The sequence below is a fragment of the Sphingopyxis sp. GW821-FHT12F08 genome (genome assembly GCF_058806755.1).
The window spans coordinates 217,008-236,310 of the sequence record NZ_JBXAQA010000004.1 but is presented as its reverse complement, the minus strand read 5'-3'; the positions used below and the strand labels follow the sequence as shown (position 1 = coordinate 236,310).

Here is a 19,303-nt window from a genome sequence, read left to right as displayed (position 1 = left end):
GGACAAAGACTTGAGCAGAGCACGCGGTGCCTCGACGTGCGAAGCAGGGTCGCACGCATCCATTCAGCTGCATGATTGCCGTTCGTCAGACCTTTGAGGCAGGTCATTATCGTCTCGGTACACCAGAGATACTCCTACAATCTCGTCGTCACAAAGACTTTGCAACTTGAGCTCCCATGCCTAGAAGGCATGACAAGATGGAGCTACGTCACCTGCGCTATTTCGTCGCCGTCGCGGAGACCGGCAGCCTCACGGAGGCGGCGGAGACGCGCCTTCACACATCGCAGCCGTCGCTCAGTCGCCAGCTCCGGGACCTGGAGGCTGAGGTCGGCACACCACTCTTCGTGCGTGGCTCGCGCGGCGTCGTGCTCACCCCTGCAGGGAAGGCGTTCCTCGATCATGCGCGCCTCGCGCTTGCCCAGGCGCGCGAGGCAGTTTCAGCTGCGCGGCGTACCGTCCGGCCCGCCAAGGCGAGTTTTGCCGTGGGTTTCCTTACGGGACATGAGGTGGAGTGGCTGCGCCACATCACGAGTGTGCTGAGCGATGAGCTGCGGACGACAGATTTTCGGGTCACGAGCGACTTCTCTCCGGCAATTGGCGCCGCAGTGCAGAGCGGTGACATCGACCTCGGCTTCTCGCGTATCGAGCCGCAGCCGGATGTGACATACAAAATCATCGCGCACGAACCGATCGTGGTGATTTTGCCCCGAGAGCATGCGCTGGCCTCCCGCACCGAGATCGATCCGGCCGACATCGATCACCGGTCCTTTGTCGGCTATTCCGACACGCCGCATGTGCTGCGCGGGATTGTCGAGCGCTATTTCAGAGAGCGCGGTCTGACCATGGCGCCCAGCCATTTCCTCGATGGCTATGCGACCGGGATTTCTCTCGTTGCTTCGACCAGGGGTGTCACGCTGCTTCCTGCCTATGTCGAGGCCTTGCTCCCAGCGTCGTTGGTCAGTCGGCCACTCGCCGGGAACGGACCGGTGATTGAAGTCGCGGCCGGCTATCGCGCCGACAACCCGTCACCCGTTTTGGCTGCTTTCCTCCGGAACATCGACCGGTTGGTTTCCGCACGTGCGGCAGGCGTGGATGGCAGCTCAGACGTTTGAGTGGGGCGGGAGGGGGGACCGCCTTCCATGCTCTGGCGCTGGCAGCGGAACGGGCGCAACCGGCCAGAAGAAGCAAGGGATGGCCCGCCCTCTTTTGCGGACGGACCATCAGGGGTTCAGAAGTCGGTGGAGATCGACACGTGGCGCCATTTGGCGAGGATGTCTGCGTCCGACACGTGCTTCGCTTCGATCGCTGCGACCGTGTCGCTGCCGAGCGGCAAGCGGACCGGCGGGTTCGGTGCGTCGACGAAGCCAAGCAGCACATCTGCGAGTTTTGAGGGGTCGCCAGGCTGATTGTGGCTGAGCCCCGCCGCGACGGTACGAACTTTGCCCGCCGTCGCATCATAATCGTCGATCTGCTTGGTGCTGACCGAAAGAGAAGAAGAATCCAGGAAGTCGGTGCGGAAATAGCCCGGCTCTATCACCGTGACGTGAATCCCGAGCGGTTCGAGCTCGGCGTGCAGCGCTTCGCTTAGCCCCTCGACCGCGAACTTCGTTGAGGAATAGACACCGAACCCTGCCGCGCCGCGATAGCCGCCGATCGACGAGATATTCAGAATCCGGCCCGACCGCGCGGCCCGCATGTGCGGGAGGATCGCGCGCGTCACGGTCAGCAGGCCGAACACATTGGTGCGGTAGACGGCCTCGATTTCCGCAGCGCTGGCTTCTTCGACCGCTCCCATCAGGCCGAAGCCCGCATTGTTGAGCAGGACGTCGATCCGGCCGAACCGCTCGATCGCGGCGTTGGCGGCGGCGAGCGCCTGATCTTCGTCCGACACGTCGAGAGCGACCGCCAAAAGGTTCGGATGCTTGCCGAAACGGTCGGTGATCGCTTTGGGGTTCCTCGCGGTCGCGACAACCGCGTCGCCTTTCGCGAGCGCGCGCTCGGTGACGAGAGCGCCGAAGCCGCGCGATGCGCCGGTGATGAACCAGGTTTTCATGATGCTGTTCCTTTCTAACGGGATGCTTGGGATAGGGGAGACGGGCGTTCAGCGAGCGGGCGAGACCTCGGACGCGAAGGTCAGTTCCATGTCGCGCGCGAGGATATCCGCGAAACGACCCATGAGCGCCTTGGTGTAGGGCTGCTGGAAATGCGCATCGAGGTCGGCACGGGAGCGCCAGGTCTCGTAGAGAATCCAGACGGCGGGATCGTCCCTGTCGCGGTGGATCCGATAGGCGATCGATCCCGGTTCGGCCAACGTCGGTGAGACGAGTCCGCGCAGTTCTTCGCCTAGCATATCCGCATATTCACGCTTGGCGGTCAGTTTCGCGATCAAGGTCAGTTCGTCGTTCGAGCGCTTATCTTCGGGGTAAATGGTCTCCCAGGCGGCGCGCTCATTTGTCGCAAGATCCCAGAAGCGGTTCGCCACATCTCCGGCTTCGGCCGAGCCGGGCGCGACAAGCGTCGAGACCGTCACCATCGCGATCCGAATGCCTTGGGCGGCAAGGGGATCGACAAGAGCCTGTACGCCGTTTCGAAGCGCCGCTTTGCCAATCCCGAGGCTGGCATAGCTCTCGTGCGGAGCGATCGCGAGCCCGCCGCCGGTGACGAGGATCGTGCCGCCTCGCGTACCGAACTGCGTCACAGCGGCGCGGATCGCATGGAGGCCGCCCGCGACGTTGATCGCCAGATCGCCGGTCACGTCGTCATCGGTCATGCTGAACAGATCCTGCTGCCGCACAACCGCTGCATTGAAATGCACTGCGGTAAGGCCGCCGGCGATCCGATCCGCCTCTGCAATCGCCCTGCGCAGGGCCGCCGGATCGGTGGCATCGACGACAAGCGGTTGCGCATCAATGCCGTTATCGCTGAGCTCCGAAACGAGCCCGTCGAGACTGGCCCGGTTTCGTGCGGCGAGAATGACCTGCCAGCCTTGCGTGCCGAATTTTTGAGCGACGGCCTGACCAATGCCGGGGCCTGCGCCGATGATGAGAATCGATTGGGTCATGATGATGTCCTTCGGTTGCTTGAGATGGTCATTCGGTCGGCGCGACGCGCGACCAGAGATCGTCGAAGGCGATGGCGTCGAAAAAGGCGTTCGCCTCGACAACACGGCCGTCTTCCATGCGGAAGAACCAGGCGTAGCTGTTCCTGTAGAGCTTGCCGTCGCGCGCGGTTCCGGCCGCGTCGAACAGGACGACGACGCGATCGGCTTCGGCGGTCATGGTGCGAACCGCCGGTTTGATGCCGATCGCCATACGGGCATTGAACGGGCCTATGACGTGGCGCAGGAACGCCTCCTTGCTCGGGTAAGTGCCCGACGCGGCCGATCGGCCTTCGATCGTCCAGCTAGCATTGTCGGCAAGCAGGTCGAACGGGCTGCCCGTACCGGCTTTCCAGTCGGCGAAACTTGCGGCGACAATCAACTTGTTCTGGTCGGCCGTCTGGGCGGCGGCCTTCGGTGGCGAGACGAGAAGGGTGAGGCCGGCCGCCGCCATGCCGAGCATGGTCTTACCGCCAAAACAACGCTGCTTCCGAGGCGAGTTTGTCATCTTGAATTCCTTCCGAGTGAAAGTTTCCGCCCGGCGGCTCAGGCGAGCACCTCGGCCAGCTCGATCAGATTGCCGAACGGGTCGCAGAAGAAAGCGAGGCGGCGGCTGATCGCGGCGAGTTCGAAGGGTTCGGTCACGATGGTGACGCCGCGTGCGCGGAGGGTCTCGATGGTGTCGTCCACGCTCGTCACATTGAGGCAGAAATGATGATAGCCGCGATATTTGAGGCTATCGCCAAGATCGGTGTAGGGGCGCGTCTCGATGGGAGCCGGCTCGCCGCCGCCGAGGATTTCGATATAGAAATGATCGTCGGTTGCGGGCGCCATATAGGCGAGCTTCTCGTCGGCATAATCCCATTCGGCGACGATGCGAAAGTCGAGCTTCTCGGCGTACCAGCGCATGGCGGTTTCAAGGTCCGGGGTACGGACCGCAACATGATGTCCGCGCATGTCCGCGAACGGCGATGCGCTGTTGGGGGCAGGGGGAATGAAGTCGGCCATGATGTGTCTCCTATGCGGTCGGGCGGGATGTCCGCCGTCCGGTAGGAGCTATTTGCGCCTTTTCGTTTTCGCAGATTAGCGCCATAATATTTAGATCACTCATGAGTATGGATCAGCAATGAGAAGCGCAGACCTGTCCGAACTTGCCGCGTTCGACGCCGTCGCCCGGCATCGCAGTTTTCGACGCGCAAGCGAGGAGCGCGGCGTCACGGCCTCCGCTGTCAGTCATGCGGTGAGCAGTCTCGAGGCCCGGACCGGGATAAGGCTGCTCAATCGAACGACGCGAAGCGTCTCGCTGACCGACGCCGGCGCCATGCTCTTCGCGCGCCTCTCTCCCGCCTTCGGCGAAATCGGGTCTGCGCTCGACGCGCTCAACCAGTTTCGCGAGACGCCGTTCGGCAAGGTGCGCATCAATGCGCCCAACTCGATCGCACCCTTCGTGTTCGGTCCGGTCATGGGATCGCTCATCGCGGCGAACCCGAACCTTGAGCTGGAGATTATCGCGACTGACCGGCTGGTCGACATCGTCGAAGAAGGTTTCGACGCCGGCATCCGGCTGGGCGAGAGCCTTCGCGATGGCATGACGGCGGTCCGCATCAAGCCGCGGCTACGCTTCGCGGTGGTCGGTTCGCCGGCCTATTTTGCCGCCCGCGCGGTTCCGAAGGTTCCAGCCGATCTCAAGGATCATATCTGCATCCGCAACATCTATCCGAGCGGAACACCTTATCCGTGGGAGTTCGAGCGTTATGGAAAGGCGATCGAGTTCGAGCCGACCGGGCCGCTGTCGCTCGACGATCATGAACTGATGGTCGAGGCTGCCCTGTCAGGCGCCGCGCTCGCTTATGTCTGGGAAGATCGGGCGAGACCCTATGTCGAGCGGGGGCAGCTCGTCGAATGTCTCGCTTCCTGGTGCGCGCCCGAAGACTGGCTCTATCTCTACTATCCGGCCCGCAAACATCTCTCGGCAGGCCTTCGTGCCATCATCGACGCATTGCGGGTTTGACTTGGTCCCCGCCGAGTGGCCGGTGCGTCTGGTTCCCTCGAAATATCAACCTTAAGCGGACCGGCCGCAAACGGCCAGATACGGCGGGTCGGCAATGTCGACCCGCCGTCAATATCCGTTCGTCAGTTGAACTTGACGAGATTGAGCGCGGGAAGCGGTCCGCCCGGGAACTGGACGAGCCGCCCCCCGATCGCGAGTGAGCCAAGGTCGATTCCCGCAAAGCCGAGCCGGTCGATCAACGCGCCGATCTCGGCTTTGGCACCCGCATCGTCACCCGAATAGAAGAGCACGCGCTGGCCGCCCTCGCTGGCCGGATCGCCGGCGACGAGATGGGGCTGGAGGTGGTTGAATGCCTTTACCACGCGGGCGCCTGGGGCCATGTCGGCGAAGACTTCGGACGAAGCGCGGCCGCCGAGGTCGAAGGGCTTGAACAGCGGTGCCTCGATCGGATTGTTGGTGTCGACGACGATACGGCCATCGAATCCCGGAAGATCACCGAGCGCGGCGGGCAGCTTCGACCAGTTCACCGCTACGAAGACGATATCCTTGGTCGCGGCTTCTTCGCGCGAGCCGGCCGATATGCCGGGGCCGATCGCGGCGATGATGTCGGCGAGGCTCTCAGGGCCGCGGCTGTTGGAAAGCACCGCGGGAATGCCGTTCTTCGCGAGGGCGGCGGCGATGGCGCGGCCGATATTGCCGGCGCCGATGATGCCAATGCTGGACATGGGGTTATTCCTTTCTGTCTGGAGTCTCAGGCGGTGAGGCCGCCATCGGCGACGATGTCGGCGCCGGTGACGAAGGCGGCTTCGTCGCTCGCGAGGAAGGCGACGACGCTGGCGATTTCCGAAGGCCGGCCATAGCGGCCGATCGCCATGCCCGGACCAACGATTGCGGCGACCGGGCCATTTGCGGGATTCATGTCGGTGTCGGTCGGGCCGGGGTGCACCGTGTTGACGGTGATGCCCTTCGGCCCGAGGTCGCGCGCGAGGCTGCGGTTGAACCCGGTGATCGCGCCCTTGGTCAGCGTGTAGACCGACGCCGTCGGGAAGGCGGCATAGCGGGTCATCGACGAGCCGATGTGGATGATGCGGCCGCCCGCTTTCATGCGGCGTGCGGCCTCCTGTGTCGCGACGAACACACCGGTGACGTTGACCGCGAGCATGCGCTCATAGTCTTCGAAACGGAAATCCTCGATCGACGCATTCACCGCGACACCGGCATTGTTGACGAGGATATCGATGCCGCCAAAGGCCTCGACGGTTCGGGTCACCGCGGCGCGCACCGCGTCCGGGTCGCCCGCGTCGGCGGCAATGGCGATAGCCTTTCCGCCGGCGGCTTCGATTTCGGCAACGACGTCGGCAGCGCGGTCGGGCGAGGCGCTGTAGGTGATGGCGACGGCGGCGCCGTCGGCGGCAAGGCGGCGGGCAACGGCGGCGCCGATCGAGCGTGAGCCGCCGGTGACGAGGGCGGCTTTGCAGGATAGGTTGGTCTTGGTCATGGTCTTCACTCCTGTTGATTGGGTGAAGCCAAGATGGGCTGAAGTTTGCCGCTCGATTAGCCGGGAATGATTTGCTATATCTTCAATTATTGATTGAAAATGGAAACGCTCGCCAATCTTGAGTCCTTCGTTCGCAGCGCCGAGCTGGGCAGCTTTTCGGAAGCGGCGCGGCGGCTGGCGCTGACCCCGGCGGCGGTCAGCCGCAATGTGGCGATGCTCGAACGCAATCTGGGTGTCCGGCTCTTTCATCGATCGACGCGCAAGCTGACGCTGACCGAAGCGGGGGAAGCCTTTCGTCTCGCGATATCGGGAAGTCTTGAGGATATTCAGGCGGCGATCGCCGGGATCGCATCCGACAGCGGCGAGCCGGCGGGGGTGCTGAAGGTCAGCATGGCGCCGACCTTCGGGGTGATGCACATCCTGCCGATGTTGCCCGGGTTCCTCGCGCGCTATCCGCGTATCCGGCCCGAATGGCATTTCGAGAACCGGCCCGTCGATATTGTCGCGGAAGGCTATGACGCGGCGATCGGCGGCGGTTTCGACTTGTCGCCGGGGATCGTCGCGCGGACGCTCGCACCTGCGCATATCGTCGCCGTGGCCTCGCCCGCCTATATGGCGGGCCGCGTACCGCCCGCCGAGCCGACGGCGCTTGCGGGCTTCGACGGCATCGTGATGCGGTCGCTCCAGTCGGGGCGCATCCGGCACTGGACGATGCGCGATGCAGCCGGCGCCGAGAGCGCCGTGGCCTTGCGCGAGGACATCGTCGTGAACGATCCGGCGGCGATGGCCGAGGCGGCGCGGTTGGGGCTCGGCGTCGCCCTGCTCGCGATGCCCGATGTGCTGCCAGAACTCGAGAGCGGCGCGCTCGTCCGGCTCGTTCCGCGCTGGTATGCCGACGCCGGTGCGATCTCGGTCTATTTCGCTTCGCGCACCCTGCTGCCCGGCAAGACGCGCGCGTTCGTCGACTGGGTCGCCGAAGCGTTCAAACGGGAACATCTGGCCGAGCGGTTCGCCGGGAGTTTGGCGACATAGAGATTCGCCGACCGGGTTTTAGGCTTTGACGTTCAAAAGCCGACGATCCGCTTTCGGCCAATCGCTGCCAATTTCATTGCCCGCGACGACTGAACGTTCATGCTGCTCTTCCGAAATGATGAGATCGCGCCTCGCCCGTCGCAGACCGAGCTTGAATCAGGTGATAAGCCGGTCGACCTGCGCCTGCAGGCGAGGGCTTATCAGCAGGATCGCGGGTATAACGATCGCATAGGCTGTTGCCCAGGAGCGCAACCAGATCGCCACAAAGTCGCTAGAAAGGCCGAGGTTGATCGCGACGAGTGAGAAGGAGATAATTCCGGTCGTCACAATGCCCATCAGGAGGGCGAACGCGATTTTGCGTTTCATCTGAAGGCTCATTGTCCGGCTCCCCGAAAATCGGCAGGCGCGACGTCAATCACCGCCAGGGCAAAGGCTTTGGGAGCCTCCTGCGGCAAGTTGTGGCCGATACCGCCGCTGATATTGCGGTGCGCATAGGGTCCGGAAAATCTCTTTGCGTAGACCGCCGGCTCGGGATGCGGGGCGCCGTTAGCGTCGCCCTCAAGCGTGATTGTCGGTACGGTAATTGCCGGGAACTTAGCTAGCCTTGCCTCCAGCGCATCATAGGCAGGTTCGCCCTTGCTCAGTCCCAAGCGCCAGCGATAATTGTCGATGACGATTGCGACATGATCCGGATTGTCGAGCGCGCGGGCCGTCCGGGCGAATGTGGCGTCGTCAAATTGCCAGGTTGGCGAGGCCGTCCGCCAGATCAACTTTGCGAATTCGGCACGATTAGCTTCGTATCCGACGCGACCCCGTTCGGTGGCGAAATAAAATTGGTACCACCAGGAAAGTTCGGTCGCTGGCGGCAGCGGCATCCTGTTGGCCTCCTGGCTGCCGATGAGATAACCGCTCACCGAGACGAGCGCTGCGCAGCGCTCTGGCCAAAGCGCCGCAACGATGCACGCGGTGCGGGCACCCCAGTCGCAGCCAGCGACGATGGCCTTGTCGATGCCGAGCGCGTCGAGCAACGCGATCGCATCTGCGGCAAAAGCGGATTGCTGGCCATTACGAGCCTCATCCTGGGACAGGAAAGTCGTCGTGCCGAAACCGCGCAAGTAGGGGACGATCACGCGGTAGCCGGAAGCGGCCAGCAGCGGGGTGACCCCGTCATAACTGTGAATATCGTACGGCCAGCCGTGCAAGAGGAGGACCGGAGGCCCGTCTTTTGGACCCTGCTCGACGAAGCCGATGTCGAGTTTGCCGGCCCGGATTTGCTTGACTAGGCCGAATTCGGTCGAGCCCGCAAAGGGCCGGGCCGGCATGTGTGCCCGGCTGGACCCCCATGCCATTCCGGTGGCGGCGATGGCGAAGCCGAGGAAGTTTCGCCGATTATGTGCGTCCAGATATGGCATGGGAGGTCTCCTTACATTTCGGGATCAGACGAGGTTGATCTCGACATCGATATTGCCGCGGGTCGCTTTCGAATAGGGGCAGGTCTGGTGCGCCATATCGACGATAGCCTGCGCCGCCTTGCGCTCGACGCCAGGCAAGCTGACATTGAGGCGTGCCTGGAGCAGATAGGCATCGCCGGCCATTCCAAGATCGACCTCGGCATCGATCGCAAGATCGGCGGGGAGTTTTACATCGAGCTTCTTGGCGGCGAGACCCATGGCGCCTTCGAAGCAGGCGGACCAACCTGCGGCGAACAATTGCTCGGGATTGGTGCCGCTGCCCGGCCCGCCGGGGCTCGACAGCTTCACATCGAGCCTGCCGTCCGAGCTTGCCGACTTGCCATCGCGGCCTCCGGTGGTGTGGGTCTTGGCGGTGTAGAGAATTTTATCAGGCTTGTTCATGATCATATTCCTTTGATGAGGTGGTGGGGCGTTCGTTCACTTCCTCTCGCGCAGGGGACGAAAAGCGGCGCGGATTTCGGCAGCGAACAGCTCGGGCTGTTCCCAGGCGGCGAAATGACCGCCCTTCTCGACCTCGTTCCAGTAGATCAGCTTCTTGAAGCTCTTCTCGCCCCAGCTGCGCGGCGCGCGATAGATTTCGCCGGGGAAGACGGTGACTGCGACCGGCACCTTGCTAATCTCGATCGCATTGAACGGACCGCCGGGGCCTTGGGCTGCGTCCCAATAGCTGCGCGATGACGAGGTTCCTGTGTTGGTCAGCCAGTAAAGGGTGATGTTGTCGAGGATCTCGTCGCGCGTCAGCACGCTTTCGGGATTGCCGCCGCTGTGCGTCCAGGTCGCGATCTTTTCATAGAGGAAGGCGGCAAGACCGACCGGCGAGTCCGACAGACCATAGCCGAGCGTCTGCGGCCGCGTGTTCATCATCTCGGCATATCCGAAGCCTTTGCCGTAGAAGGTTTCGAGTCCGGCATAGGCGATCTTCTCCTCGGGCGAGTAGCTGTCAGGAACCGGCTGTTTGGCACGGACGAGCTTGAGAACGTCGGGCGGCACGGTGCCGGGCATGTTCGTGTGGATACCCAGCAAGCCATCGGGGGCCTGAACCGCCAACACCTGGGAAATGATCGCGCCCCAGTCGCCGCCCTGCGATACATAATTCTTGTACCCCAGGCGCTTCATCAGCACGTCCCAAGCACGCGCCACCCGCGCCGGATCCCAGGCCTCGTTCGGCTTTCCCGAAAAACCATAGCCCGGGTAGGTCGGCATGATCAGGTCGAAGGCGTCTTCCGCCTTGCCGCCATGGGCCGTCGGATCGGTCAGCGGCCCGACGGTTTTGAGCAGCTCGAACGGCGAGCCGGGCCAGCCATGCGTCATCAGCAGCGGCATCGCCCCTTTATGCTTCGAGCGGATGTGGATGAACTGAATGTCGACACCGTCGATCGTCGTAATGAACTGGGGCACGGCGTTGAGACGGGCTTCGCCCTTGCGCCAGTCATAGTCGGTGCCCCAATATCGGACGAGCGGTTCGAGACGGTCGAGCTGCACGCCCTGCGATGCATCCGAGACCTTTTCGCGGTCGGGCCAGCGCGTCTCGCCGATCCGCCGACGAAGGTCGGTCAGCGCTTCTTCAGGGATGGCCACGTGGAACGGCCGGATGGACTCATCCTGTGGTGCCGCGGCGACTGCAGCGGTCGTGGCCGCGATCGGGGTTGTCGAACCGGCGGTGTTGGCGAAGCTCGGGCTGGCCTGAAGCGACATGCCGAGCGCAGCTGCCGAAAGGGCTGTTGCGGATAGCAAGCGGCGCAGTGACGTTGCGTTTTTGGGGGACATGATATTTCTCCTGTTTCGATACGAAGGGGGACGCTTAGGCGACTGTGGTGGCGGGCCGATAACGGTCAGCCGGATGGGTCAGCGATAGATTGGGGAGCATGGCGATCCGTGCCGCTTCGAAAGCATCCCAGGCGGACGTGTCCGGAAGGGCGGGGATAGTGACGGTTTCACCGAGGTCGAGACCGGCGAGAGCAGCATCGACCATCGCGTCGGCCGACATCACGATCTCCGCGGGAACGCCGGAAAGCGGCACACCCGACAGATCCCAGAACTCGGTCGCGGTGGCGCCGGGCAGGACGACCTGGACACGTACGCCCTTGTCGGCGAGTTCGGCTTGCAGCGACGCCGTGAGTGCAACCACAAATGCCTTGGTCGCACCATAGACGCCGTTGAGCAGAAACTCCGGCGCGATAGCGACCGTCGAGGCGATGTTGATGATCGTACCGCTACCCACTGCAGCAAATCGCTGCGCAACGGCGTAGGTCAGCCGAGCGAGAGCGGTGGCGTTGATGTCGATCATCGCCTCCATCTGGTCGACATCGGCCTGCCACGTCGGGACGGGCGCGCCGATGCCGGCGTTGTTCACGAGCATCGTGATGCGGCGATCGTTGATGAGGCGCGCCTCGATCAGCCGCAGTTCGCCCGGATTGGACAAATCGGCCGATAGCGTTTCGACGCTGCGGCCGGTCGCTTCGCGGATTGCTTTCGCGACCTTGTCGAGATTGGCGGCGCTGCGCGCCACCAGGAGCAGATCATAGCCACGACGGGCCAGACGGTCGGCATAGATCGCACCGATACCGGCGGAGGCGCCGGTGATGAGGGCAGTGCCCTTTACTTCGTTCATCGCTCTTCCTTTCAAGAAGGTTGGGATGCCGACCGACCGACGTGATCGGGGCGACCAGAACGATTTAGAGGGTTGGGAGAATGCCGGTAGAAAGGGAAACCGAGAGCAAGCCTCTCATTTCCGCCATGTTGGTCAGGCGCAGTCGAGTCCCGTACATGCGACGCGAAGGCGTGGTGCGGCCCAGTCGATGAAGGCGCGCACCTTGAGCGGAAGCAGGCCTTGGCGCGGATAAACGATATGGACGGGACGGAGCTCGCCATCGGCATCGGGAAAGAGCCGCACCAGCGTGCCCGACCGGATATGCTCCGATACCTGATAATCGAAGAGGCGCGCGACCCCCACGCCGCCGAGCGCGGCCGCGAGATTTCCAGCGGCGCTGTTGACCGTCACTCGTGCGCGCGGCAAGCACATCACGTCCTCGTCTTCGACGCGATAACCCCAGAACATCGGCAGCGGTCCGAACAGGATTCCGTCATGTTGAGGAAGGTCGCGCGGGCCGGACGGTGTCCCGCACCGTTCCAGATAGGCCGGGCTGGCGCAGGTGATCAGTCGAAATTCTCCCGCCTTGACTGCAAAGAGCGCGCTGTCCGGTAGATGACCGAGCCGGATCGCGACATCGACATGCTCATCGACCATATGCACCAGCCGGTCGGAGGTGACGAGTTTGAGGGTGACCTCGGGATATTCCTCGATGAAGGCGAGCGCGATCGGGATGACGTGCCGCACGCCGAACTCGATCGGCATGGTGATCGACAACTCGCCGCGGGGCGTCTGATACTCTCCCGAGGCCCGTCGTTCGGTTTCTTCCAAGTCCGCAATGATACGTCGTGCTGCCTCGACATAGTCGCGGCCCGCATCGGTCAACTGAATGTTGCGGCTCGTCCTGACGAGCAGATTGGTTCCAAGATACCGCTCGAGTTCAGCGACCTTGCGACTGACGCTGGGCAACGGAGACCCAAGGGCGCGGCTACCCGCTGACAGGCTGCCGGCATCGACGACCGCCAGAATGACCCGCATGGCGTCCAGCCGATCCATTTGCTCCTTCTCCCGCCCCGAGCAGAGGTGAATAGCCGACTTCGGGAGATCAACATAGCTTCATGCGCGGCGCCAAATTGATACGCGCCCGCGTATATGTCCGCCCTTGAGCTGCGCGGCTTGCTCGATGTCCGCTTTTGCCGACTTCGCGCCCAAAGCCGCCAGTCCGCAAGCGGCCAAACTAGGACATGAGTTCGTACTCGCTACGCGCCGCGCCTTCGTTTGGCCGCCCTCTGCTTCGCGTTGTTTCCATGAAGAAAATCGGCCCATAATGCCATAAGCTTCTGGCGCTTTTCGAGAAAAACGGTCCGGCGATACGCCGCCTCGACCTTGTCGGGGATGAGATGGGCCAAGGCCTTGTCCGCAACCTCCTTCGGAAAATTTGTGCGTTCCGATGACCAGTCTGTGAAGCTGCTCCGGAATCCGTGGACTGTCGCTTTGTCGATGCCCATCGTTCGTAGCGCTTTGGTCAACGTCATATCGGAAAGCGGTTTTGTGCCCCTGATCGAAAAGATGAGAGCCTGGTCATTCCGTCGCGCATCCCAATAGGGTTGCAAGAGCGCAATTGCTTGAGGGGGCAGGGGAACCTGATGGGCAACACGCGCTTTCATCCGCTCAGCAGGGATCGACCACATGCCCTTGTCCAGATCGATCTCTGGCCAAGTAGCCTTGCGAACCTCATTCGATCGCGCCGCTGTGTAGATAAGAAAGCGCATCGCATCGCGCGATATCGTTGGGTTGTCGATTAGCTGGCGGAAAAACTCGGGCACATCCACGAACGGCATGGCTTCGAAATGGCCACCTCGGTCGTTCTGCCGCGGGAGGCCTTTGCTCACGGTGCGCAAAGATGTCTCTTCGGGGCGCCATCCCTGAATGTGAGCGAAATCCAGGACTGCTGTAATGCGCTGGAGGATTCGTCGCGACGTATCGGGGATTTCTAGCCAGATCGGCGCGAGGGCGTCACGAACTCGCGCGCTATCGATACCATCTACCGGCTTTTTGCCGATGTGCGGGAAAATGTGATTCTCAAGGCTGGTCAGCCAATTTTTCTTTCGCTTGTCGTCCCATCCGCTTTCTAAGGCATCGTAGCATTGACGGGCTGCTTCCTCGAAATTCGGCATCGCGATGCGGGCAGAATGCCTTTCACGTCGCGTGGAACGATCAATCGGCTCCGAGCCAGTCTTGATGTTCGCGCGCAGCTTAGCTGCAGCTGCCCGCGCTTCGTCGAGGGACACCCAATCGAGCGAGCCTAAGCCAAAATCGCGCCGTCGCCCTTCATGCTGAACCCCGAGAATCCAGGATTTGGCACCGTTCGGTGAGACGCGAAGCAGGAGGCCTCGACCGTCACAATGTACGCCGGGCTTCGCTTTTTCGACACGTAGAGAGGTGAGTGCGGGCACGTTTTTTCTCGATTATCCGAAGTAGCGGCTCGATCGAGGCAAACATCCTTACCATCAAAATGCAGCGGACATAGGCGATGAACCACAAGTGATGACGACCATACTTGGAAATCAACGCTCAGAAAATATAGGAAAATCGGACGATAACACACGAAGACAAATAGATATTTGTCCTTGCTAGGCTCCACCATTTCGCTTTCATGGCACTGGGATTGTTGGATTTTTATCGAAAATCCAACAAGTGCCGTTTGCGGCTGTCGGCAATTCGACACCCGCTGCTCCTGTTTTGAACCACTTGCCAAGCTCTGAGATAGTCCCTCGCAAATGCGGTGTTGATGGCCGCTTTGCGCTTCATTTCGGTCGTTCCCGGCATCGTTGATCTTTTCCGAAACCGGCCGCTCGATAACCTCGTCCTTGCGCCCGCTGCTGTGCGTGCGCCTGTCGTCCGGCAATGCTATCCTTACCTCAAGATTGGAGGCATAGTGGATCAAGCATCTGATTATAGTCGAGAAGCCGGTGGTGCAGCGCTGGGTGCTCGTTTGCGGCGACTTTCCGAACGCATCGACCGCGATGCGACCCGGTTATATGGCGCTCGGAACATCCATTTCGAGCAACGTTGGTATGGCCTGCTCAATCAACTCGTTCTGAACGGTCCGATGTCGATTGGTGACCTCGCTCGTGCGCTCAGCATCACCCATGTCTCGGTCAGCCAGGCGAGTCGGTCGCTCGAGGCATCGGGAATCGTCGCTTCCACTCCCTCGACCCGGGATGCGCGTCGCCGCGAACTTCGTTTGACGCCGAAAGGCGACGCCCTCATCGCCCAGCTCTCGCCGTTATGGCAGGCGCTCAACGGGGTCGCTGAAGAACTCAATGCCGAGGCGGGCGACGTGGTGAGATTGCTCGACCGGCTTGACGATGCGTTGGCGCGGAAATCGCTTTTCGATCGGGTGACCGACAAGATCGGTGTCGCAGCCCAAGACGCAGACGCCGATTGACATGATAAGTAGGCACCTACATAATTAGCGAATGAAACGTCGCGATTTTCTGGCTGGCACGGCCGCATCCTTGTGGGTTGGCCGGGCGTTCGCCGCCGACGCGCCAGCAGTGCCCCCATGGGGATTCGACCTCGCCGGCATGGATCGATCCATAAGACCGGGCGACGATTTCGACCGCTACAGTAGCGGAGCATGGGAGCAGGCAACGCCGATCCCGCCCGACCGAAGCGCCTGGGGTCCGTTCGCGATGCTCCGCGCCAAGGCGGAGACCGACGTCAAAGCGATCGTCGATGGGATTGTCGGACGGCCCCAGCCGGCCGGCTCGATCGAACGCAAGATCGCCGATACCTACAATAGCTATCTCGATGTCGACGCAATCGAGGCAGCCGGGCTGGCCCCCGCCGCTGCAGACCTCGCGTCGGTCGCGGCGGCAAGCGCTTACCAGGATGTCGCACGATTGATGGGGCAGCCCGGTCTGCCGGTCGGTGGCCCCTTGTCGATCAGCGTCTGGCCGGATGCCGCCGATCCCGATCGCTATGCGATCAACATCGTCCAATCGGGTCTCAGCCTCCCTGACCGGGATTTCTACCTGAACACAGACGCCCGGTCCGTCGAGGTGCGGGCGAAGTTCCGATCCTATGTCGCCGCGATGCTGGCGCTCGGCCGCCATCCCGATCCGGAGGTTGCGGCCGACGCCGTGTTGGCGCTCGAGACCGGCATCGCACGGACGCACTGGACGCGTGAGAAACGCGCCCAGCGCGACCTGACCTATCACCCCAAGTCACGCGCCGGGCTCAAGGCCTTCGCGCCTGACTATCCGTGGGACGCGGCGCTCGCCGCGCTCGGAATACCCGATCATGACTTTTTCGTCGTCAAGGAAGACAGTGCGGTCCGCGACCTGACCAGTCTGTTCCGCAGCACACCGGTCGCGGCGTGGCGCGCCTATATGACGTTTCATTATTTGAACGGCATGGCCGATGTGCTGCCAGCAGGGGTCGACAACCTGTCCTTCGATTTCAACGGGCGGGTGCTTGCCGGACAGCTGCAGAAGCGCGAGCGCTGGAAACGCGCGACGACCGCGCTGAATGTCGCGCTCGGCGAGGCTGTCGGCAAGCTCTATGTCCAGCGCCATTTCTCGCCCGAAGCGAAGGTCCAGGTCGCCGCGCTCGCAGAGAATCTGCGAGCCGCCTTCCGCGTGCGGATCGAGCGGCTCGACTGGATGTCTGCCGGGACGAAACGCGCCGCGCTGGCCAAGCTCGCCGCGATCCGCGTGAAGGTCGGCTATCCAGACAATTGGCGCGATTATTCGACGCTCGAGGTTCGCGGCGGCGATCCCTTGGGCAATCGCAAGCGCGCGGCAATGTGGGATTGGAAACGGCGCATCGCCCGGCTCGAGCAGCCCGCCGACCGCGACGAATGGGGAATGACCCCGCAGACCGTCAACGCCTATTCTAATAGCTTCTTCAACGAGGTCGTCTTTCCCGCGGCGATCCTGCAATCGCCCTATTTCGATCCCGCGGCCGATCCGGCGGTGAATTATGGCGGCATCGGCGGGGTCATCGGCCATGAGATGAGCCACGCATTCGATGATCAGGGCGCGAAGACCGATGCGAAGGGCGCCCAGCGCGATTGGTGGGACCAGGCCGATGCCGCCCGGTTCAAGGCACTGACCGCTCGTCTCGCCAGGCAATTCGCGCAGTTCGAGCCGATCCCGGGCATCCACCTGAACGGCGAAGCCACGGTCGGCGAGAATATCGGCGATCTCGGCGGCCTCAATATCGCGCTTGAGGCCTATCATATCGCGCTCGGTGGAAAGCCTGCGCCGATCCTCGACGGTACGACGGGCGATCAGCGCGTCTTCCTGTCGTGGGCGCAGACCTACCGGGAGAATATTCGGGACGCAGCGCTCAGGACAAAGCTCGCTTCGGACCCCCACAGCCCCGCAAGGTTCAGGGTGAACGGCATCGTTCGAAACATCGACGCATGGTACAACGCATTCGGCGTGAAGCCGGGGGATCACCTCCACCTCGCTCCCGCGGATCGTGTGCGTATCTGGTAAGGCGTTTCCCGCCCGGCAAAAGGCCTCGCGTGGGTTTGCGCGATCAAGACGACAACCGGGGCACAAAAGAGACAAACGAATGGCGGCTATCTCAAATTGGCTTTTCGGAACCTGCCAGTCTCTTCACGGCCAAGCTATGTCTTTCGCCTGCCCGCGTTCCACGCAATTGCGGCGAGGGCCGCAAATATGGCGCCGCTGAAAACGAGCATCGCATTGATCGAGAAGCGGCCGACGGCCAGACCGGCCAGCGATGGCAGCAGCGCCGCTCCACCGAGTTGGAAGGCGGTGAGGTAGAGAACCGCGCGGCGGGCCGGATCGATTTCGATGAGCCACCCTGCGAAAAAGGGAAGTGTGAAGAGCCAGACGAAACCGAACGCCATGCTGATCGTGATGATGGCCGCGGCGCTGCCGCGGAACAGGAAGAAGAGCGCCACCAACAACGCACCCGTCAAGGCGCAGCGGGCAATCGTCTTCCGGTTGGGCAGTCGTTCCCCCAAGCGCGCGGCAGCAAGCGCGCCAACGACCTGCGAGACGAGGCATAGCGCGACTGCCGTTCCTTCGAAGGCCGGCGGGTATCCATAGTGGATCAGCCAAAGGCCGAAATAGCTCCACACCGAAACAATGGCGCCGAGGAACAGCCCGGCGCAAAGCAGGGCGGTCAGGCTGGCGGGCGTTAACGCGCCGCGTTCGCCGTTGGGCTGGGCTGGCCGGAGCTGTGACGGCAGTGCGACGACCGATGCGGCCGCCACCACGCCAGCGGCCGCCAGCGTTGCGAGCGCGGCGTCCGTCCGCGAAGAGGTGACCGACAGCAAGGGAAGCACCCCGGCGATGGCCGCTTGCAGAAGCGTTTGCGCGGCAAGGAAGATCGCACTGGCGCGTTCCACTCTTGCGACGCGCGAAATGGCGACGAGCGCAGCAGCGACAAGGATCCCCTCGGTCAGTCCCGTTACGACCCGCATCAGCGAGAGAAGGAGCATCCCCGATTGCCCGATCATCGCGAAGTTGGCGACTGCGAGCGTGACCCCGGCGACGGCGATCACAATCCTCGCCCCGATTCTGCGAAGCATCCCGATGCCCAGGAGCGACCCGAGAACGATCGCGAGCATTTCGATCGTGACGAGATTGCCGACCTGACTGTCGGCGATCCGGCCTTCCTGCACCAGCGCGCCGAGCAGCATGGGCTGCACGCCGAGGACGAGCAGGGCGCAGGACCCGATCAGGATGGAAGCGGCGAGGGTGCGACCGTCGACCAGCACAAGCGGCGCGGTCAAGACGGCGGGGTCCCGTCATTGCGCAAGGGGAGATATTCGGGAAGGAAGGTCCGCGAATAGGCAATCCGGGCGCGGCGAGCCTGCTCTTCCATCGCGTCGGTAATGACGCCGTAGCGGTGGATCGACAGCGACCAGATCGCGTCGCTGATCGCGATGACCTCGACCAGGCGATCCTCGACGTCCGGAATGTCAGGCATCAAAAATCGCTGGGCCATGAGCTGGATGCTGCGGCCGGCCATGACGAAATTGCTGTCGAGATCCTGCGCATGGATGTCGGAGGACCATGCGGGCCCCCCAAGCAGGACCTGGCGAGCGGCCGGGTGCGCGTTGAACCATGTTTGCCCGGCGCGAAACTGGAGTGTCTGCAGTTCCTGCCAGCTTTCGACATGGCCCGGGGCATCGGTCAGCACGCCTTCCTCGAAGCGCTTGAGATAGCGTTCGGCAAGCGCGCTGAACACGAGCTGCGGCTCGGGGAAGAAATGATAGATCGACGGCGGCGAGATGCCGACCTCGGCTGCGATGGCATGAATGCTGATGGCCGACGGCGGTAGGGCGTCGAGCAAGCGTTCGGCTCCGTCAAGAATCGCCTCGAACCGGGCGCGGCTCCGTTTCTGAGCGGGGCGACGGATTTCCGCCCGGGTCAATTCGCTTGTGGTCATGCGCACTCCTGGTCGCGTCGATTATTCCTCAGGCGTCAATTCAAATCAACCTTTTATCTGGTTTTAGTGGCGGAAAGATGAAATTTTCTTGACTCTCTGGTTGCCACTTGCTCTCTAAACCAGATAAATATCCGAAATTGAGAAGGGGAAGTCGATGAAGCGC

At 62.6% G+C, this 19,303-nt stretch carries 20 protein-coding genes; 5 read left to right on the top strand and 15 right to left on the bottom strand.

The genetic code is table 11. The features are described 5' to 3' along the window. Nucleotides 1–197 precede the first annotated feature (197 nt). A complete protein-coding gene (locus AC1RNQ_RS13045; RefSeq protein WP_493171572.1) occupies nt 198–1,112 on the top strand; it encodes a LysR substrate-binding domain-containing protein in 915 nt (304 codons plus the stop codon). A 116-nt stretch (nt 1,113–1,228) separates the two neighbouring features. Here AC1RNQ_RS13045 and AC1RNQ_RS13040 read toward each other — a convergent pair whose 3' ends face one another. The 4 genes from AC1RNQ_RS13040 to AC1RNQ_RS13025 are packed head-to-tail and all read right to left on the bottom strand — an operon-like array spanning nt 1,229 to nt 4,105. Further along, the gene (locus tag AC1RNQ_RS13040; protein ID WP_493171571.1) at nt 1,229–2,053 is read right to left on the bottom strand and encodes an oxidoreductase; all 825 of its coding nucleotides are present in this window, start codon (nt 2,051–2,053) and stop codon (nt 1,229–1,231) included. 48 nt (nt 2,054–2,101) lie between these two features. Beyond that, nucleotides 2,102–3,061, bottom strand: a complete 960-nt coding sequence (locus AC1RNQ_RS13035; protein ID WP_493171570.1) for an SDR family NAD(P)-dependent oxidoreductase — start codon at nt 3,059–3,061, stop codon at nt 2,102–2,104. 28 nt (nt 3,062–3,089) lie between these two features. Next, nucleotides 3,090–3,605, bottom strand: a complete 516-nt coding sequence (locus AC1RNQ_RS13030) for a nuclear transport factor 2 family protein (protein ID WP_493171569.1) — start codon at nt 3,603–3,605, stop codon at nt 3,090–3,092. A 38-nt stretch (nt 3,606–3,643) separates the two neighbouring features. Continuing rightward, the gene (locus AC1RNQ_RS13025) at nt 3,644–4,105 is read right to left on the bottom strand and encodes a VOC family protein (RefSeq protein WP_493171568.1); all 462 of its coding nucleotides are present in this window, start codon (nt 4,103–4,105) and stop codon (nt 3,644–3,646) included. 118 nt (nt 4,106–4,223) lie between these two features. Here AC1RNQ_RS13025 and AC1RNQ_RS13020 point away from each other — a divergent pair, with 118 nt between their 5' ends. Next, complete coding sequence (locus AC1RNQ_RS13020; RefSeq protein ID WP_493171567.1) at nt 4,224–5,108, top strand: LysR family transcriptional regulator; 885 nt, start codon at nt 4,224–4,226, stop codon at nt 5,106–5,108. Nucleotides 5,109–5,230: 122 nt separating this feature from the next. Here AC1RNQ_RS13020 and AC1RNQ_RS13015 read toward each other — a convergent pair whose 3' ends face one another. Both AC1RNQ_RS13015 and AC1RNQ_RS13010 read right to left on the bottom strand, forming a co-directional pair. After that, complete coding sequence (locus AC1RNQ_RS13015; protein ID WP_493171566.1) at nt 5,231–5,833, bottom strand: NADPH-dependent F420 reductase; 603 nt, start codon at nt 5,831–5,833, stop codon at nt 5,231–5,233. A gap of 26 nt (nt 5,834–5,859) precedes the next feature. Beyond that, complete coding sequence (locus tag AC1RNQ_RS13010; protein WP_493171565.1) at nt 5,860–6,606, bottom strand: SDR family oxidoreductase; 747 nt, start codon at nt 6,604–6,606, stop codon at nt 5,860–5,862. A gap of 99 nt (nt 6,607–6,705) precedes the next feature. On the opposite strand from AC1RNQ_RS13010, the gene AC1RNQ_RS13005 reads away from it, so the two are divergent. Continuing rightward, entirely contained in the window at nt 6,706–7,638 is a 933-nt protein-coding gene (locus tag AC1RNQ_RS13005) for a LysR family transcriptional regulator (protein WP_493171564.1), read from the top strand. Nucleotides 7,639–7,794: 156 nt separating this feature from the next. On the opposite strand, the gene AC1RNQ_RS13000 is transcribed toward AC1RNQ_RS13005, so the two are convergent. The 7 genes from AC1RNQ_RS13000 to AC1RNQ_RS12970 form a co-directional block, all read right to left on the bottom strand. Beyond that, a complete protein-coding gene (locus AC1RNQ_RS13000; RefSeq protein ID WP_225940932.1) occupies nt 7,795–8,004 on the bottom strand; it encodes a DUF2798 domain-containing protein in 210 nt (69 codons plus the stop codon). A gap of 8 nt (nt 8,005–8,012) precedes the next feature. After that, nucleotides 8,013–9,050 (bottom strand): alpha/beta fold hydrolase, encoded by a 1,038-nt coding sequence (locus AC1RNQ_RS12995; RefSeq protein WP_493171563.1) that lies wholly within the window; start codon nt 9,048–9,050, stop codon nt 8,013–8,015. Nucleotides 9,051–9,074: 24 nt separating this feature from the next. After that, nucleotides 9,075–9,491, bottom strand: coding sequence for an organic hydroperoxide resistance protein (locus tag AC1RNQ_RS12990; RefSeq protein ID WP_192648811.1), 417 nt, complete (start codon nt 9,489–9,491; stop codon nt 9,075–9,077). 36 nt (nt 9,492–9,527) lie between these two features. Then, nucleotides 9,528–10,805, bottom strand: a complete 1,278-nt coding sequence (locus AC1RNQ_RS12985; protein ID WP_493171562.1) for an epoxide hydrolase family protein — start codon at nt 10,803–10,805, stop codon at nt 9,528–9,530. Nucleotides 10,806–10,911: 106 nt separating this feature from the next. Then, the gene (locus AC1RNQ_RS12980) at nt 10,912–11,721 is read right to left on the bottom strand and encodes an SDR family NAD(P)-dependent oxidoreductase (protein WP_493171561.1); all 810 of its coding nucleotides are present in this window, start codon (nt 11,719–11,721) and stop codon (nt 10,912–10,914) included. A 132-nt stretch (nt 11,722–11,853) separates the two neighbouring features. Then, the gene (locus AC1RNQ_RS12975) at nt 11,854–12,756 is read right to left on the bottom strand and encodes a LysR family transcriptional regulator (RefSeq protein ID WP_336444421.1); all 903 of its coding nucleotides are present in this window, start codon (nt 12,754–12,756) and stop codon (nt 11,854–11,856) included. A gap of 203 nt (nt 12,757–12,959) precedes the next feature. Continuing rightward, the gene (locus AC1RNQ_RS12970; RefSeq protein ID WP_493171560.1) at nt 12,960–14,156 is read right to left on the bottom strand and encodes a tyrosine-type recombinase/integrase; all 1,197 of its coding nucleotides are present in this window, start codon (nt 14,154–14,156) and stop codon (nt 12,960–12,962) included. 335 nt (nt 14,157–14,491) lie between these two features. Between AC1RNQ_RS12970 and AC1RNQ_RS12965 the strand changes: the two genes are divergently transcribed. Both AC1RNQ_RS12965 and AC1RNQ_RS12960 read left to right on the top strand, forming a co-directional pair. Then, nucleotides 14,492–15,151 carry a MarR family winged helix-turn-helix transcriptional regulator gene (locus tag AC1RNQ_RS12965; RefSeq protein ID WP_493171559.1) on the top strand — a complete coding sequence of 220 codons (660 nt, stop codon included), beginning with the start codon at nt 14,492–14,494 and terminating at the stop codon, nt 15,149–15,151. Nucleotides 15,152–15,182: 31 nt separating this feature from the next. After that, nucleotides 15,183–17,210 carry a M13 family metallopeptidase gene (locus AC1RNQ_RS12960; RefSeq protein WP_493171558.1) on the top strand — a complete coding sequence of 676 codons (2,028 nt, stop codon included), beginning with the start codon at nt 15,183–15,185 and terminating at the stop codon, nt 17,208–17,210. Between the two features lie 134 nt (nt 17,211–17,344). Here AC1RNQ_RS12960 and AC1RNQ_RS12955 read toward each other — a convergent pair whose 3' ends face one another. Together AC1RNQ_RS12955 and AC1RNQ_RS12950 are read right to left on the bottom strand one after the other, a co-directional pair. Continuing rightward, complete coding sequence (locus AC1RNQ_RS12955) at nt 17,345–18,481, bottom strand: MFS transporter (protein WP_493171557.1); 1,137 nt, start codon at nt 18,479–18,481, stop codon at nt 17,345–17,347. Continuing rightward, nucleotides 18,478–19,140, bottom strand: coding sequence for a TetR/AcrR family transcriptional regulator (locus tag AC1RNQ_RS12950; RefSeq protein ID WP_493171556.1), 663 nt, complete (start codon nt 19,138–19,140; stop codon nt 18,478–18,480). Before AC1RNQ_RS12950 ends, AC1RNQ_RS12955 begins: the two co-directional genes overlap by 4 nt. Between the last annotated feature and the right edge of the window lie 163 nt (nt 19,141–19,303).

Excerpts from the sequence above, each read along its gene's own strand:
- AC1RNQ_RS13040 (WP_493171571.1), bottom strand. The coding sequence starts at position 2,053 with ATGAAAACCTGGTTCATCACCGGCGCATCGCGCGGCTTCGGCGCTCTC.
- AC1RNQ_RS13010 (WP_493171565.1), bottom strand. The coding sequence starts at position 6,606 with ATGACCAAGACCAACCTATCCTGCAAAGCCGCCCTCGTCACCGGCGGC.
- AC1RNQ_RS12990 (WP_192648811.1), bottom strand. The coding sequence starts at position 9,491 with ATGAACAAGCCTGATAAAATTCTCTACACCGCCAAGACCCACACCACC.
- AC1RNQ_RS13030 (WP_493171569.1), bottom strand. The coding sequence starts at position 3,605 with ATGACAAACTCGCCTCGGAAGCAGCGTTGTTTTGGCGGTAAGACCATG.
- AC1RNQ_RS13025 (WP_493171568.1), bottom strand. The coding sequence starts at position 4,105 with ATGGCCGACTTCATTCCCCCTGCCCCCAACAGCGCATCGCCGTTCGCG.
- AC1RNQ_RS12950 (WP_493171556.1), bottom strand. The coding sequence starts at position 19,140 with ATGACCACAAGCGAATTGACCCGGGCGGAAATCCGTCGCCCCGCTCAG.
- AC1RNQ_RS13035 (WP_493171570.1), bottom strand. The coding sequence starts at position 3,061 with ATGACCCAATCGATTCTCATCATCGGCGCAGGCCCCGGCATTGGTCAG.
- AC1RNQ_RS13000 (WP_225940932.1), bottom strand. The coding sequence starts at position 8,004 with ATGAAACGCAAAATCGCGTTCGCCCTCCTGATGGGCATTGTGACGACC.
- AC1RNQ_RS12975 (WP_336444421.1), bottom strand. The coding sequence starts at position 12,756 with ATGGATCGGCTGGACGCCATGCGGGTCATTCTGGCGGTCGTCGATGCC.
- AC1RNQ_RS12960 (WP_493171558.1), top strand. The coding sequence starts at position 15,183 with ATGAAACGTCGCGATTTTCTGGCTGGCACGGCCGCATCCTTGTGGGTT.
- AC1RNQ_RS12965 (WP_493171559.1), top strand. The coding sequence starts at position 14,492 with ATGGCCGCTTTGCGCTTCATTTCGGTCGTTCCCGGCATCGTTGATCTT.
- AC1RNQ_RS13020 (WP_493171567.1), top strand. The coding sequence starts at position 4,224 with ATGAGAAGCGCAGACCTGTCCGAACTTGCCGCGTTCGACGCCGTCGCC.
- AC1RNQ_RS12980 (WP_493171561.1), bottom strand. The coding sequence starts at position 11,721 with ATGAACGAAGTAAAGGGCACTGCCCTCATCACCGGCGCCTCCGCCGGT.
- AC1RNQ_RS13015 (WP_493171566.1), bottom strand. The coding sequence starts at position 5,833 with ATGTCCAGCATTGGCATCATCGGCGCCGGCAATATCGGCCGCGCCATC.
- AC1RNQ_RS12995 (WP_493171563.1), bottom strand. The coding sequence starts at position 9,050 with ATGCCATATCTGGACGCACATAATCGGCGAAACTTCCTCGGCTTCGCC.
- AC1RNQ_RS13045 (WP_493171572.1), top strand. The coding sequence starts at position 198 with ATGGAGCTACGTCACCTGCGCTATTTCGTCGCCGTCGCGGAGACCGGC.
- AC1RNQ_RS13005 (WP_493171564.1), top strand. The coding sequence starts at position 6,706 with ATGGAAACGCTCGCCAATCTTGAGTCCTTCGTTCGCAGCGCCGAGCTG.
- AC1RNQ_RS12985 (WP_493171562.1), bottom strand. The coding sequence starts at position 10,805 with ATGTCGCTTCAGGCCAGCCCGAGCTTCGCCAACACCGCCGGTTCGACA.